We start from the raw sequence: 14,660 nt of genomic DNA on the forward strand, positions 1-14,660 counted from the left end.
GCTGCCGGAGTTGCAGGGGCGGGTGCTGAAGATGCGCTACGGCATCGATCCGGAGGGCATGGGCCTGGGCGAGCCGATGAGCCTCAGCTCGATCGCCAAGAACCTCGGCATGAGCCGCGACAAGACCCGCAACCTGGAGCGCAAGGCCCTGGAGGGGATTCGCTCCCAGTCGCGGCGCCTCGAGGGCTACCTGGTGGCCTGAGCGGCCTAGAAGAACTGGTCGAAGTTATCGAAATCCACGGCGCTGAAGGTGCCGTTTTCCACCTGCTGCATCAGCCGCTCCAGCTGGGCCCAGAGGGCCCCAGCTGTGCCGATCGAGAGCACGAAGGACACCAGCAGGGCCGCCCCCGAGGCGAAGCCGAACACCTGCAGGGCGCCGCCGATGAACAGGGTGACCCCCACGACGATGCCGATGTAGGGCAGTGTGGTGCCGCCGTTGCCGAGGGGCAGCAGGGGCAAACGATCCTGTTTCCAGCCCTCCAGCCGGTTCTGCACCATCTTGGCGAAGGTGAGGCCGCAGAGCACGCCGATGGCCAGCCCCAGGCCCGACACCAGGTAGGGCGGCTGGATGAAGGTGCCGTACTCAATCAGAAACTCGCTGGCATCGAGGTCGAGCGGGGCAGTGTCGATCACGGCGCACAGTGGAGTCGGAGGGTGACCCTAGGCGGCGGCCAGGGGGTTGAGCCGCGCCAGCAGAGTGCCCGCCAGCTTGCGGGCGCTGAAGGTGCGCCGCAACAGACCCATCAGGGCGCGCAGGTCTTCGGCGTTGAGGCGGTCATCGCGCACCAGGGTGAGCAGCAGCCTCTGGCGCAGGCTGGCGCCATCGGGACCCAGCAGCAGCTTCAGCCCTGAGCCCATCACCGGCAGCAGGTCGGCCCGCGGCCCGTCGTTCTCCAGCACCGCCAGCAGGCTCTCGAGCCGCTCGATCTGCAGCCGGCCCTCCCGGTCGAACAGCACGTCGAGCAGCTTCTCGCGCATCTCGGCGGTGTCGCCCGCCAGCAGCCGGCGGGCCACGTAGGGGTAGGCCACGCGGATGATCTTGAAGTCGGGGTCGAGCCGCAGGGCCAGACCCTCCTGGCTCACCACGGCCCGGATGATCAGCGCGAAGCGCACCGGCACCCGGAACGGATAGTCGAACACCAGCTCGGAAAAGCGGTCGGTGACCGCCTTGAAGTTGAAGTTGCCGACGTTCTCGCCCAGGGTGCCGCCCAGCACCTCCTCCAGGGCCGGAATGATCGGCTCGAGGTCGGTGTCCGGGCTGAGGAAGCCCAGGGCCACGAAGTCGCTGGCCAGGGCGCGGAAATCGCGGTTGATCAGATGCACCACCGCCCCGGTGAGGGTGAGCCGGTCGGCATCGGAGATCGAGTCCATCATGCCGAAATCCACGTAGGCCACATGGCCCAGCTGGCCGGTGCGTCCCGGCAGGGCGAACAGGTTGCCGGGGTGGGGATCGGCGTGGAAATAGCCGAACTCCAGCAGCTGCTGCAGTCCCGCCATCACCCCGGTGCGGATCAGGGCGGTGGGATCGAGGTGGCGCGCCTCCAGCACCTGGCGCTCCTGCAGCTTGGTGCCATGGATCCAGCTGGTGGTGAGCACCCGCCGGGCGCTCAGCTGGCGCTCCACGTGGGGCACGGTCACCTCGGGATGGGCGCTGAACAGGCCGGCGAAGCGCTCGGCGTTGTCGGCCTCCTTGCGGTAGTCGATCTCGTCGAAGAGGGTCTGGCCGAACTCGTCGATGATGGCGTCGAGCCCGAAGCCCAGGTTGAGGGGCAGCAGCGGCGCACTGAGCACCGCCAGCATGCGGATGATCACCAGGTCGCGGCGCAGGATCTGGGGCAGATCGGGCCGCTGCACCTTCACGGCCACCCAGTGGCCGTCGTGCATCTGGGCCTTGTAGACCTGGCCCAGGCTGGCGGCGGCAATCGGGTAGTCGGGGAACAGGGCAAACAGCTCCCGGGCCGGTGCCCCCAGCTCCGTCTCGATCGTGTGCAGGGCCACCTCCTGGGGGAAGGCGGGCAGGTTGTCCTGAAGCTGGGTGAGCTGCTCGAGCCAGTCGCGCCGCACCAGGTCGGGGCGGGTGGAGAGGGCCTGCCCCACCTTGATGAAACAGGGGCCGAGGCTGGTGAGGGTGGCGAGGATGCGCTTGCCCAGCCGCTGCTGCACTGCGCGGTCGCTGCTGCCGGCATGCACCACCAGGGTCAGGGCCAGGCTGATCAGTTGCCACAGCACCGAGCTGAGCCGGCTCACGAACAGCCACGGCTGGCCCAGCAACCAACGCCGATCAGCCCTGGGGTCGTAGGCCGGCGGGGCGGGGCTCGCTGCGGCGGTCAAGGGCGCGGTGGGGTGAGTGGGGCGACTCTAGAAAGTCCGGCCGGGCTGACCGCGCTGGCGATGACCGCCCCGGAGCCGATCGGGCTAGCGGGCGGACGTGCCCAGCCCAGGAGCGGCCAGACTCCTGATCCGTGCCAGAGCGCTGCCGGGACTGTCTGCGCAGCTGCATCCCTGGCCCTGGCCGCGCCGGTGTTGCTCCCCCCCGCTGATCCCGATCTCCTGGCCCTGCACCTGCCCGCCCATGGGCGCGGCCGGGGCCTGGCGCCGCCGCTGGCGCAGTTGCTGCGGCGCCGGCCAGGCAGCTGGGATCTGCCCGAGCTGCCTGGTTTCGGCGGCCCCCTGGAGCCGGAGGGTGCGGTGGCGGAGGAGCAGCGCCAGTGCGCGGCGCTGCTGGGGGCTGAACACTGCTGGTTCGGGGTGAATGGCGCCAGCGGCCTGCTGCAGGTGGCGCTGCTGGCTGTGGCAGCCCCCGGCAGCCGGGTGCTGCTGCCCCGCAACCTGCACCGCTCGCTGCTGCATGCCTGCGTGCTCGGCCAGCTGGAGCCGGTGCTTTACAGCCTGCCCTTCGATCCCGCCACTGGCCTGTGGCTGCCCCCCACCCCCCAGCTGCTGGAGCAGGCGCTGGCGGCAGCCCGGGCGGGTGGCCCCCTGGCGGCGGTGGCGGTGGTGTCCCCCACCTATCAGGGTCTGGCGGCTGACCTGCCGGCCCTGGTGGCGGTGGCCCACGCCGCCGGCCTGCCGCTGCTGGTGGACCAGGCCCATGGCGCCGCTGAGGCCGTGGCCGCCGGGGCCGATCTGGTGGTGCTCTCCTGCCAGAAGAGCGGCGGCGGTCTGGCCCAGAGTGCCGTGCTGCTGGCCCAGGGCAGACGCTGCGCTGTTGAGGCGATCGAGCGGGCCCTGCTCTGGCTGCAGACCTCCAGCCCCAGCGCGCTGCTCCTCGCTTCGGCTGCGGCCAGCCTGCGCCATGGCCGCAGCGCCGCCGGCCTGGCCCAGCGCCGCCGCGCCCTGGCGCTGGCGCGTCGCCTGCGGCGCCGTTGCCGCCGCCTGGATCTGCCGCTGCTGGCCAGCCAGGACCCGCTGCGTCTGGTGCTGCCCACGGCGGCACTGGGCATCAACGGGGTGGAGGCCGATGCCTGGCTGCTGGAGCGGGGGGTGATCGCGGAGCTGGCGGAGCCCGGCAGCCTCACCTTCTGCCTGGGGATGGTGCCTCCGGCAGGGGTGGGAGTGCGGTTGCCGCGGGCTCTGGCCGGTCTGAGGCTGGCCCTGGGCGGGCCGCCGTTGCCGCCCTTCAGCCCGCCTCCCCTGGCGGCGGTGGCGCAACCGGAGATGGCCGTGGCCGTGGCCTGGCGGTCTGCCGCAGAGCCCGTGCCCCTGGCGGCGGCGGCGGGCCGGATCGCCGCGGAGCCCCTCTGCCCCTATCCCCCCGGGATTCCGCTGCTGATCCCGGGGGAGCGGATTGATCGGGCCCGGGTCGACTGGCTGCAGCGGCAACGGCGCCTCTGGCCTGGCCTGATCGCTGATACGGTGAGGGTTGTGGTGGGCTGACGCGGGACCTCCAGCGGCGTGCCACGCCCCCTGTTCTGCGTGCTCCACAGGCCTCGCCGGTGATCGACGACCCCACTGCAGCGTCCCCGACGCCTCCCTATCAGTGGGATTTCGTCACCCCTGGACTGCCCGATGGCGTGTTTGATGCCGCGCCGGGCTTCAGTCCCACGCCGATGGAGCTGCGGGTGATGCTGCTGGCCCATCTGCGGCCGCGGGCCGATTCCCTGGTGTGGGACGTGGGCGGCGGCACCGGTGCCCTGGCCCTGGAGATCGCCCGGCTGATGCCCCGGGGCCAGGTGCACACCCTCGAACGCGACCCCGAGGCCCTTGCCCTGCTGGAGCAGAACCGCCAGCGGCTCGGTATCGCCAACCTCCATATCCACCCCGGTGCGGCCCCCGACGATCTGGCGGCCCTGCCCCCCGCCCCCGACCGGGTGGTGCTGGAGGTGGGCCGGCCCCTCGGCGATGTGCTGCGGGTGGTGTGGCAGGCGCTGCAGCCGGCGGGGCGGCTGGTGATCAGCACCGCCAGCCTGGAGGGCCTGGTGGATGCCACCGACACCCTCGGTCAGCTCGCCGCCCGCGATGTGCAGGTGGTGCAGGCCACCGTGCACCGCATGCAGCGCCGCGGCAGCCAGGCCAAGCTGGCCGCGGCTGAGCCCCTGTTCCTGATCGCCGCTGAGCGGCCGTGATTCCACAGCCCCGCACCAGCACATCACTGCCGCGCCTGCTGAGCGGCTGGGCCGCCGGGGGCTTCGGCTTCGTGGTGGTGATGCTCGGCGGCTGGTGGTTCACCGTGGCCGTCGGGGTGATCGTGCATCTGGGGCTGCTGGAGTTCTTCCGCATGGCCCAGTTCAAGGGCATTCGGCCGGCCACCAAGACCACCCTGGTGGCGGTGCAGCTGCTGCTGGCCACCACCCAGCTCGCCGGCACCGACAGCTGGCTGGCCGGCGATGTGGCCGCGGCGGTGCTGCCGGCCTCCGGCGCGGTGATCTGCGGCTGGCTGCTGCTGCAGCCCGTCACCGGCACCATCGCCGACATCGCCGCCTCGGTGTTCGGCCTCTTCTATCTGGGCTTTCTGCCGAGCCACTGGATCAAGCTGCGCGATCTGCCCGACTCCGGCCTGGAGCTCACCCTGCTGGCCTGCTTTCTGATCGTGGCCACGGACATCGGCTCCTACGCCATCGGCCGGCGGCTGGGGCGGCGGCCGCTCTCGCCGATCTCGCCGGGCAAGACGGTGGAGGGAGCCCTGGGGGGGGTGGCCTGTGCCATGGCCGTCGGGGCGGTGGGTGGCACCTGGATCGGCTGGAACTGGGGCTGGCTGATCGGAGCGGTGCTGGGGGCGGTGGTGGCCCTGTTCGCCCTGGTGGGCGATCTCACCGAGTCGATGATGAAGCGCGATGCGGGCCTGAAGGATTCCGGCGATGCGATCCCCGGCCATGGCGGCATCCTCGATCGCATCGACAGCTATCTGTTCGTGCCGGCGGTGGTCTATTCCCTGGTCACCCTGGTGTTGCCGCTGCTCGGTTCCTGAAGGGCTTCAGGGGGTCACCGTGGCCCGGCCCTGCAGCACCACCCTGCCGTCCTCCACGGCGGCGCGCTCGATCTGAACGGCGGGGTCCATCGGCAGCCGCAGCTCGGTGCTGCCGTCCACGGCGCGGATCAGCACCGTGCCGGCCTCCGCGCTCAGGCTGGTCTCCAGCTCCAGCGCCCCATGGCTCCTGAACACCAGGTGCTCCTGGCTGAGGCTGAGGCTGAGGCTGAGGCTGCTGCCCCGCCAGGCGGCGCCGCCGAGCAGCTGGCCGGCGAGCCGGTCGGCCAGGGGTTGCCAGCTCGCCTGGGCCAGGGAGTGCTCCAGGCCCTCGGGGCTGAACCGCACCTCCCCCCTGATCCCGAAGGGTTGCCCCAGTTCGATGGCCTGGCCCCGCAGCAGCCCAGTCACCTGGAGGCTGATCGGGTCGCTCGAGAGCGTCACCGCGTCGAGCTCCAGCCCCCGGTAGTGCACCTGCCGGGCCTGGAGCTGGGCCCCGGCCAGCCGGCCCCGCAGCAGCTGCAGATCCCGGCCCTCCAGTTCCAGCGAGAGGGCGCCGATCTGCTCGCACTGGCGGCGGATCCACAGCTGCAGGCCCGTCGCCAGCAGCTGCAGCAGGGGCCCACTCATGCCCCAGCGCCGGCCAGCCAGGCGGCGGCCACGCTGTCCGGCTGGTCGATGTGGGGCAGGTGGCCGCACTGCTTCAGCTCCTGCACCCGCTCCCCGAGCAGGGCCAGGGCGGCGCGCTTCTGGGGCTGGCGCAGGATGCGGTCGTCGGCTCCCCACAGCACCGCGATCGGTTGGGGCGGCAGGGGGGCACCGCAGCCGGCGAAGCCCCCCGAGCGGGCGAACCGGCCCAGGGCCGGGCCCCAGCCCGGCGCGGCCAGGTGCAGGGAGGCGATTTCCAGTTCGGCGGGGCCCACATCCCGATCAGGATCGGCGAAGGCACTGCGGCAGAGACCCTTCCGCACACCGGGCAGGGCCAGGAAGCGCACTCCGAGCCCATCCAGCAGCGGCGGCAGGGGCATGGGCCGGCCGGTGAGGCCGGCGGGGGCCAGCAGCAGCAGGCGGCTGATCTGCCCGGGGTGGCGCCGGGCCAGTTCGACGGCCACGGAGCCGCCCATCGAGGCGCCGATCAGGCCGATCACTGCGGCCTCCTTGCCGCCGTGGGTGTCGCTGTGGTCAGGGCTGGTCTGGCAGTCGATGGCTGCCAGCAGGGCCGTGAGGTGCTCCAGCACGGCCGCCGGGCCGTAACGGGCCTGGGCCGGACGGGGGCAGAAGCCGAAGCCGAACAGGTCGGGAATGAACAGCTGATGGCTCTGGGCCAGCCGTGGGGCGATGCGCCGGAACTCCAGAAACGAACTGTCAAAGCCGTGCAGCAGCAGCAGCGGTGGCCCCTGGCCCAGCACCGCCACGGGCCAGAGGTCGGGCAGCCCTTGCAGGGGCCACCACTGCACGGCCTGGGCCAGGGCGCGGCCCTGGGGATCGAGCAGTTTCCGGGCTGCCCGCTCCACCAGGGCCTGGGCGGTGAGCTCAAGCGGGCCGCCGGCCTCAGGGCTGGCACTCACGCGGCGACCCGCTCGCCGCAGCGGGTGCTCACCAGGGCGGCGATCAGATCGAGGGCGCTGACGCTGAAGGGCAGGTGGTGCAGGTCGGAGCCGGGGGCGCAGGCAAAGGCACAGGCCTGCTGCAGCTGCTCCAGGGTGGCCTGGCCCAGGCCCAGATCGGCCAGATCAGCGGGCAGGTCGAGCTGGCGGAACAGGGGCAGCAGCTGACGCCGGGCCTGGCCGGCCAGCTGGTTGCCCCCCAGCACCTCCTCCAGCCGCAGCTGCACCAGGATGCCGAAGCCCACCTTCTCGCCATGCAGGGCGCCATGGCTGGCGCTGAGCTGGGTGAGGCCGTTGTGGACGGCGTGGGCGGCCACGGTGCGGCAGCGGGCACCGCCGATGCCGCCGATCAGACCGGCGGTGAGGCCACAGGCCTCCGCCACCCGCACCCAGGCCTCGCTGCCGCTGTCCAGCAGGGCCTGTTCGGCGTCGAACAGCAGCTGGTCGCGCAGCACCCGGGCCATCTGCACGGCCTGCTGAATCAGCCCGTCGCTGCTGGCCGCGGAGCTCACCGAGGCCTCGTACCACTTGGCCAGGGCGTCGGCGATGCCGCTGGCCAGGGTGCGGGCCGGGGCGGTGCGCACCAGGGCGTGGTCGAACACGAGCAGCTCGGGGCAGCGCTGCAGTTCCACATCGCGCTGAAAGGCTCCCTGCGGGCTGTAGATGTTGGCCAGGGCCGTCCAGCCGGCGCAGGTGGCGGCGCTGGTGGGCACGGTGACACAGGGCAGGCCGTGGCGGTGAGCCAGCAGCTTGCCGGCATCGAGCACCTTGCCGCCGCCGCTGGCGATCACGGCATCGGGTCGGCCCCCGCTGCCGCCTGCCTCCAGGTTGCGGCCGAGGCGCTCCAGGTCCAGCTCGCAGCAGTCGTGCTCCAGCTGCTCCAGCTGTGGCGTCAGCCCCTCCTGGCGCAGGCTGTGCTCCAGCTTCTGCCGCAGGGGCAGCGTGGTGGGCCCTCGCCCCAGCAGCAGGGGGCGGCGGCAGAGGCGGGCGATGGCGGGCAAGGCCTGCTGCCAGGCCCCCTCACCGCGCAGCACCTCGGCGGGGGCGATGCGGTGGGCCTGAGGTGTGGCCGGGGCCGAGGCAGCGGCAACCGCCCGATCGCGGGCTGGGCTGGTGGGCTCTACAGAGCCCCGGCGGGAACGCTGGCGCATCAACCCATCGTAATGAACACAAAACCGCCCAGCTGCTGAGCCGGGCGGTTGAAGACGGCTGCCTCAGCAGGGAGGCAGCCAGGGGCGGCAGGCCTCAGGCGCCGGCGCCGGCGAGTTCGGGCATCACGGGCAGGGCGCTCTGCTTGCGGATCACCACCTGCTTGTCTTCGCCCACATCGACCAGGGCGGAATCGCCCTCGCTGATCCGGCCCGAGAGGAACTCCTCGGCGAGGGAGTCTTCCAGCAGGCGCATCACGGCCCGGCGCAGGGGACGGGCGCCGTAGGAGGGGTTGTAGCCCTCTTCCACCAGCCGCTCCTTGAAGGCCTCGGTGACCGAGAGGTGGATGCCCTTGTCATCCATGCGCTGGAACACCTCTTTGAGCATGATCTCGGCGATCTCTTTGACCTCGTCACGGGTGAGTTGGCGGAAGACGATGATTTCGTCGAGCCGGTTGAGAAACTCGGGGCGGAAGTACTGCTTCAGCTCCTCATTCACCAGCGAGCGGATGCGGTTGTACTGGGTGTCTTCGGCGGCACCGCCGGAGAACTCGAAGCCGAGTCCGCCGCCACCCTTCTCAATCACCTTCGAACCGATGTTCGAGGTCATGATGATCAAGGTGTTCTTGAAGTCCACCGTGCGTCCCTTGGAGTCGGTGAGGCGACCGTCCTCGAGCAGCTGCAGCAGCAGGTTGAACACATCGGGGTGGGCCTTCTCGATCTCGTCGAACAGCACCACGGTGTAGGGACGGCGCCGCACCGCTTCGGTGAGCTGGCCGCCCTCGTTGAAGCCCACGTAGCCCGGGGGCGAACCGATCAGCTTGCTGACCGTGTGGCGCTCCATGAACTCGGACATGTCGAGGCGGATCATCGCCTCCTCACTGCCGAAGAAGTAGGCCGCCAGCGACTTGGTGAGCTCGGTTTTACCGACGCCGGTGGGACCGGAGAAGATGAAGCTGGCAATCGGCCGGTTGGGGTTCTTGAGACCCACCCGGGCGCGGCGAATGGCGCGAGACACCGCCTTGACGGCCTCGTCCTGGCCGATCAGCCGCTGGTGGAGGGTTTCCTCCATGTTCAGCAGCTTGGCCGACTCGCTCTCGGTGAGCTTCTGCACCGGCACACCGGTCCAGGAAGCCACGATGTGGGCGATGTCCTCCTCGGACACCATCGGAGCCCGGTCGGGATCGGCGTTACCGATGAAGGAAGGCAGGGTGTTCAGCTCGGAATCCGAGATTTCTGCATCCCCGGCCTGGGGTTCATCGTCCTTGCGGGCCTGCAGGATCGTGCGGATCTGATCGCGCAGCTCCACCTCGCGGTCGCGCAGTTCACCGGCCTTGGTGAAGTCCTGCTCGCGCACGGCTTCCTCCTTCTGCTTCTGAACACCGCGCAGCTGCTTGTCCACTTCCTTGGCGGCAGGGGGCAGCTTGGAGTTCATCAGCCGCACCCGGCTGCCGGCCTCATCGATGAGGTCGATCGCCTTGTCCGGCAGGAAGCGGTCGGAGATGTAGCGATCGCCCAGGGTGGCCGCGGCGACCAGGGCCTCGTCGGCAATCTTGAGGCGGTGGTGCTCCTCATAGCGCTCCCTGAGGCCGCGCAGGATCTCGATCGTGTCCTCCACGGAGGGCTCGCCCACCATCACGGGCTGGAAGCGACGCTCCAGGGCCGCATCGCGCTCGATGTGCTTGCGGTACTCGTCGAGGGTGGTGGCGCCGATGCACTGCAGCTCGCCACGGGCCAGGGCCGGCTTGAGGATGTTGGCGGCGTCGATGGCCCCCTCGGCGGCGCCGGCGCCGATCAGGGTATGCACCTCGTCGATCACGAGGATCACGTTGCCGGCGCCACGGATCTCTTCCATGATTTTCTTGAGGCGCTCCTCGAACTCACCGCGGTACTTGGTGCCGGCCACCAGCAGGCCGATGTCCAGGGTGAGCACCCGTTTGTCCTCGAGGATGTCGGGGATGTCGCCGGTGTTGATGCGCTGGGCGAGGCCCTCGGCGATGGCGGTCTTGCCGACGCCGGGCTCGCCGATCAGCACGGGGTTGTTCTTGGTGCGGCGCCCCAGGATCTGGATCACCCGCTCGATCTCCTTCTGCCGGCCGACCACCGGGTCGAGCTTGCCGTCGGCCGCCTGCTGGGTGAGGTTGCTGCCGAACTCATCCAGGGTGGGGGTCTTGGTGGAGCCCTTGCTGCCGCCGCCGGCGGCCACTTCGGCCGTCTCGCCCAGCATGCGGATCACCTGGGTGCGCACCTTGGCCAGGTCGACGCCGAGGTTCTCGAGCACCCGGGCAGCCACGCCCTCGCCCTCCCGGATCAGGCCCAGCAGCAGGTGCTCTGTGCCGATGTAGTTGTGGCCCAGCTGGCGGGCCTCCTCAAGGGAGAGCTCCAGCACGCGCTTGGCCCTGGGAGTGAAGGGGATCTCCACCGCCACGAAGCCGGAGCCGCGGCCGATGATCTTCTCCACTTCAACGCGGGCGTCCTTGAGGTTCACGCCCATCGACTTGAGCACCTTGGCCGCGACGCCGGTGCCCTCGCCGATCAGGCCCAGCAGGATCTGCTCAGTGCCCACAAAGTTGTGACCAAGGCGGCGGGCCTCTTCCTGGGCCAGCATGATCACCTTGATGGCCTTCTCGGTAAACCGCTCGAACATGGGGCGGGGCCTGGTGCAAGTACACCCAACCTATCAGGGTTGGAAGGGTGGTGTGGTTGCGGGGAGGCCAGTTCGCTGAAGCCAGTGATGCCAGGCACCTGGCGGCTCTTCAGTGCAATTCAGCGCAGCAAATTGCAGCTCCTGTGCAATAAGAAAAGCCGGTTATCCGCACCGGTCGATCGTGTTGTCCGCTCGATCGTCTGGGCGGGGTTGCGTGAGGGGTAGCCATTGGATCAGGGCCGCCTCGCCGCTGCGGTAGTAATCGCGACGCCTGCCGCGGCTGCTGAACCCCAGCGCCCCATACAGGCCCAGGGCGGCGCGGTTCCCCTCGGCCACCTCCAGGGTGGCGGCCCTGGCACCGCTGCTGCGGCCCTCCGCCAGCAGGGCCCGCAGCACCCGCCGCCCCAGGCCCCGGCGCCGTTGCTGGGGCCGCACCGCCACCAGGGTGATGTGCAGCTCATCGACGATCAGCCAGCCGCAGGCCATCGCCGCCAGGGCGTCCCCCTGCCAGAGCCCCACCGCCGTGCGCGCCTGATCGGCCAGTTCCGCCTGCCACTGGGCGGCGCTCCAGAGCTGGCCCAGGGCGGCGGCGTCGAGGTCCTGGCAGGCCGCCAGGTGCTGGCATTCCAGGCGGCTGAGCCGCAGGCCCTGGTCGGCCTCGGCCTGGCCATGGCTCTCCAGACCGTCGCCACCCTGCTCGCCCTGCCCCCTGCTGCCTCGATCTCTTCCGTACATTCGTCAGTGTCGTCGCGCACCCGACCTGCGGTCTTCCCATGGTGATGTCCAGCGAGCCCGTCACCGGCACCGAGCTCTCGCCCGAGCAGGCGCCCCAGGGAGCGGTGGCCCGGCAGCCCTTCGAAAGCGGCTGCGATGCCACCAGCCCCAACCGCAACCTGGCTCCGATCAGCACCGGCCTCGACGCCGAGGGTCGTCTGGTGGTGGGGGGCTGCCGGCTGAGCGACCTGGCCCGCACCTACGGCACACCTCTCTATGTGCTGGATGAGGCCACCCTGCGGGCCAGCTGCCGCGCCTACCGCGACGCCCTGACCGCCTCCTATCCCGGCCCCTCCCTGGCCCTCTATGCCTCCAAGGCCAACAGCTCCCTGGCGATCACCGCCCTGGTGGCCCAGGAAGGGCTGGGGCTCGATGCCGTGTCCGCCGGGGAACTGCTCACCGCCCTGGGCGGGGGCATGCCGCCCGAGCGCATCGTGCTGCACGGCAACAACAAGAGCCTGGAGGAGCTGGCCCTGGCCGCCCAGGCGGGCGTCACGGTGGTGGTGGACAACTGGCGCGACATCGAGCTGCTCAGCGCCCTGGCCCCATCCCTGGCGCAGCCTGTGCGGCTGATGCTGCGCTTCACGCCGGGCATCGAGTGCCACACCCACGAGTACATCCGCACCGGCCACCTGGACAGCAAGTTCGGCTTTGACCCGGAGCAGTTGCAGCACGTGCTGAGCCACCTGGCCGGCTGCAGCTGGGCGCGCCTCACCGGCCTGCATGCCCACATCGGCTCCCAGATCTTCGAACTCCAGCCCCACCACGACCTGGCCGCCGTGATGGCCGACGCCCTGGCCCAGGCCCGCGGCCTCGGCCACCCGGTGAGCGACCTCAATGTGGGCGGGGGCCTCGGCATCCGCTACGTGGCCGGCGACGACCCGCCGACGATCCAGGCCTGGGTGAGCACGGTGGCCGAGGCGGTGGCGGCGGCCTGCCGCGAGCGGGGGCTGGAGTTGCCGCGGCTGCTGTGTGAGCCGGGCCGCTCCCTGGTGGCCACCGCCGGCGTCACCGTCTACGAACTCGGCAGCCGCAAGGCCATCCCCGGCCTGCGCACCTACCTCTCCGTGGATGGCGGCATGAGCGACAACCCCCGCCCGATCACCTATCAGTCGCAGTACACCGCCCTGCTGGCGGACCGGCCCACCGCCGAGGCCAGCGAGACCGTGACGGTGGCGGGCAAGCACTGCGAATCAGGCGATGTGCTGCTGCCGGAGATCGCCCTGCCGCCGGCCACCAGCGGCGACCTGCTGGCGGTGTTCGCCACCGGCGCCTACAACGCCTCGATGGCCTCCAACTACAACCGCATCCCGCGGCCGGCGGCGGTGCTGGTGCATGAGGGGCAGGCGGAGCTGGTGCAGCGCCGCGAGCAGCCGGAAGACCTACTGCGCTACGACGTTCTGCCAGCGCGCCTGACGCCGGTAATCTGACGCCGAGAATTGGGTTCAGGCGTGACCGGGCCGTGGCTGGAAGGTTGGCTTCGGCTGCTGGATTGGCGTCTGTTGATCGATCTGGTCTGCGCCACGGCCCTCGGCATGGTGGTGCTGGGGAGGGTCACGGAGGCGCGCACGCTGTGGCTGCTGCGGGGCTACCTGCTGCTGGTGGCGATGGCCTGGCTGGTGCAGCGCTTCGCCAACCTGCCGCTCACCACCAAGCTGGTGGATGCCCTGGTGCTGGCCTGCAGCCTGGCGCTGGCGATCCTCTGGCAGGGGGAACTGCGGCGGCTGATGGAATTGCTGGGCACCGGCCGGCTGGGGCTGCTGTTCGGCAACCGCAGCCGTGATCAGCTGATGTCCAGCTCGGTGGGGGTGCTGAGTGAGGCGGCCGGACGCCTCTCCCAGGCACGGCGCGGCGGCCTGATCGTGGTGGATCTGGGCAGCGACCTGCGCCCTGAGGACTTCCTCAGCCCCGGCCTGGCCATCGACGCCCAGCTCTCGGTGGATCTGCTGCTCAACCTCTTCGCCACCGACACCCCCCTCCACGACGGCGCGGTGCTGGTGAAGGGCAACCGCATCCTGGCGGCGGGCGTGATCCTGCCGCTCTCGCGCCAGGGGATGAACCGCTACGGCACCCGCCACCTGGCCGCCATCGGCCTCACGGAGCGCTTCGACCGCTGTCTGGCGATCGTGGTGTCGGAGGAGACGGGCACCCTGGCGCTGGCCTGCCAGGGCCGCCTGGAGAGGCCGATCACCAGCAGCCGTCTTCATGATCTGCTCACCCGGGCGCTGGCCCAGTCCGGCGGGCGTACCGTGACCAAGGACACGCCGGATTCCCGCGGATGAGTCGCGCCCTGGCGACCAGCAGCACAAGGCAGACCCATCCCTTGCCGGCGGGGCTGGATCCCGCCCGGCTGCCAGCCCATGTGGCCGTGATCATGGACGGCAACGGCCGCTGGGCCCAGCGGCGCGGTCTGCCCCGGGTGGTGGGCCACCGGGCCGGCGTGGAGGCCCTCAAGCGCACCCTGAGGCTCTGCAGCGACTGGGGTGTGGGCGCCCTGACGGCCTATGCGTTCTCCACCGAAAACTGGAACCGGCCGGGGGAGGAGGTGAACTTCCTGATGGCCCTGTTCGAGCGGGTGCTGCAGCGGGAGATCGAGGGCCTGGAGCGGGAGCAGGTGTGCATCCGCTTTCTGGGGGATCTGGAGCCCCTGCCTCTGGGCCTGCAGAACCTGATCGCCAAGGCCACCGCCCGCACCGCCGCCGGCAGCGGCATCCACTTCAACGTCTGCACCAACTACGGCGGTCGGGCGGAGCTGGTGCGGGCGGCCCGGCGCCTGGCGCAGCGGGCGGCCGAGGGGGAGCTGGACCCCGCCAGCATCGACGAGCAGTGCTTTGCCGCCGAACTGCACACCGCCGGCCAGCTGGATCCCGATCTGCTGATCCGCACCAGCGGCGAACACCGCATCAGCAACTTCCTGCTGTGGCAGCTGGCCTATGCCGAGCTGCACATCACCGATGTGCTGTGGCCCGATTTCGACGGCGAGGCCCTGCACGCCGCCCTGCTGGACTACCAGAACCGCCAGCGCCGTTTCGGCGGCGTGGACCCGGCCCCCTGAGCGGCCTCCGCCCGGGCTGTCCACC

The 14,660-nt window shown here is 70.8% G+C and carries 14 protein-coding genes; 7 read left to right on the forward strand and 7 right to left on the reverse strand.

Going from position 1 to position 14,660, the window contains the following annotated elements; genetic code table 11:
* The coding region (locus ACWJIO_RS07275; RefSeq protein WP_480312437.1) for a sigma factor-like helix-turn-helix DNA-binding protein at nucleotides 1-202 on the forward strand (202 nt) is incomplete at its 5' end.
* Nucleotides 203-207: 5 nt separating this feature from the next.
* Here ACWJIO_RS07275 and ACWJIO_RS07280 read toward each other — a convergent pair.
* Together ACWJIO_RS07280 and ACWJIO_RS07285 are read right to left on the reverse strand one after the other, a co-directional pair.
* Nucleotides 208-630: a hypothetical protein gene (locus ACWJIO_RS07280; protein ID WP_480312794.1), complete on the reverse strand. Its 423-nt coding sequence runs from the start codon at nucleotides 628-630 to the stop codon at nucleotides 208-210.
* Nucleotides 631-660: 30 nt separating this feature from the next.
* Nucleotides 661-2,331 carry an ABC1 kinase family protein gene (locus tag ACWJIO_RS07285; RefSeq protein WP_480312439.1) on the reverse strand — a complete coding sequence of 557 codons (1,671 nt, stop codon included), beginning with the start codon at nucleotides 2,329-2,331 and terminating at the stop codon, nucleotides 661-663.
* Nucleotides 2,332-2,520: 189 nt separating this feature from the next.
* Between ACWJIO_RS07285 and ACWJIO_RS07290 the strand changes: the two genes are divergently transcribed.
* From ACWJIO_RS07290 to ACWJIO_RS07300, 3 genes are read left to right on the forward strand one after another with little or no spacing between them, the layout of a single operon-like run.
* On the forward strand, nucleotides 2,521-3,876 hold the full coding sequence (locus ACWJIO_RS07290; protein ID WP_480312441.1) for an aminotransferase class I/II-fold pyridoxal phosphate-dependent enzyme: 1,356 nt from the start codon (nucleotides 2,521-2,523) through the stop codon (nucleotides 3,874-3,876).
* 59 nt (nucleotides 3,877-3,935) lie between these two features.
* Entirely contained in the window at nucleotides 3,936-4,565 is a 630-nt protein-coding gene (gene cbiT, locus ACWJIO_RS07295; RefSeq protein WP_480312443.1) for a precorrin-6Y C5,15-methyltransferase subunit CbiT, read from the forward strand.
* Complete coding sequence (locus ACWJIO_RS07300) at nucleotides 4,562-5,407, forward strand: phosphatidate cytidylyltransferase (protein ID WP_480312444.1); 846 nt, start codon at nucleotides 4,562-4,564, stop codon at nucleotides 5,405-5,407. The genes cbiT and ACWJIO_RS07300 overlap by 4 nt, the downstream gene beginning before the upstream one ends.
* A 6-nt stretch (nucleotides 5,408-5,413) precedes the next feature.
* Here ACWJIO_RS07300 and ACWJIO_RS07305 read toward each other — a convergent pair whose 3' ends face one another.
* The 5 genes from ACWJIO_RS07305 to ACWJIO_RS07325 all read right to left on the reverse strand — a co-directional run bounded on the left by ACWJIO_RS07305 (nucleotide 5,414) and on the right by ACWJIO_RS07325 (nucleotide 11,541).
* A complete protein-coding gene (locus ACWJIO_RS07305; RefSeq protein ID WP_480312446.1) occupies nucleotides 5,414-6,034 on the reverse strand; it encodes an LmeA family phospholipid-binding protein in 621 nt (206 codons plus the stop codon).
* On the reverse strand, nucleotides 6,031-6,972 hold the full coding sequence (locus tag ACWJIO_RS07310; RefSeq protein ID WP_480312447.1) for an alpha/beta fold hydrolase: 942 nt from the start codon (nucleotides 6,970-6,972) through the stop codon (nucleotides 6,031-6,033). The genes ACWJIO_RS07305 and ACWJIO_RS07310 overlap by 4 nt, the downstream gene beginning before the upstream one ends.
* Entirely contained in the window at nucleotides 6,969-8,162 is a 1,194-nt protein-coding gene (locus ACWJIO_RS07315; protein WP_480312449.1) for an iron-containing alcohol dehydrogenase family protein, read from the reverse strand. The genes ACWJIO_RS07310 and ACWJIO_RS07315 overlap by 4 nt, the downstream gene beginning before the upstream one ends.
* Nucleotides 8,163-8,256: 94 nt before the next feature.
* A complete protein-coding gene (locus ACWJIO_RS07320; protein WP_480312450.1) occupies nucleotides 8,257-10,806 on the reverse strand; it encodes an ATP-dependent Clp protease ATP-binding subunit in 2,550 nt (849 codons plus the stop codon).
* A gap of 162 nt (nucleotides 10,807-10,968) precedes the next feature.
* Complete coding sequence (locus ACWJIO_RS07325; protein ID WP_480312453.1) at nucleotides 10,969-11,541, reverse strand: GNAT family N-acetyltransferase; 573 nt, start codon at nucleotides 11,539-11,541, stop codon at nucleotides 10,969-10,971.
* Between the two features lie 38 nt (nucleotides 11,542-11,579).
* Here ACWJIO_RS07325 and lysA point away from each other — a divergent pair, with 38 nt between their 5' ends.
* The 3 genes from lysA (at nucleotide 11,580) to ACWJIO_RS07340 (ending at nucleotide 14,635) form a co-directional block, all read left to right on the forward strand.
* Complete coding sequence (gene lysA, locus ACWJIO_RS07330; protein ID WP_480312455.1) at nucleotides 11,580-13,010, forward strand: diaminopimelate decarboxylase; 1,431 nt, start codon at nucleotides 11,580-11,582, stop codon at nucleotides 13,008-13,010.
* Between the two features lie 105 nt (nucleotides 13,011-13,115).
* Nucleotides 13,116-13,862 (forward strand): diadenylate cyclase, encoded by a 747-nt coding sequence (locus ACWJIO_RS07335; RefSeq protein WP_480312795.1) that lies wholly within the window; start codon nucleotides 13,116-13,118, stop codon nucleotides 13,860-13,862.
* Nucleotides 13,859-14,635, forward strand: a complete 777-nt coding sequence (locus ACWJIO_RS07340) for an isoprenyl transferase (RefSeq protein WP_480312457.1) — start codon at nucleotides 13,859-13,861, stop codon at nucleotides 14,633-14,635. Before ACWJIO_RS07335 ends, ACWJIO_RS07340 begins: the two co-directional genes overlap by 4 nt.
* Nucleotides 14,636-14,660: the final 25 nt, after the last annotated feature.

The sequence above is a fragment of the Paraciimarium castrense LEGE 11436 genome, from assembly GCF_056633055.1.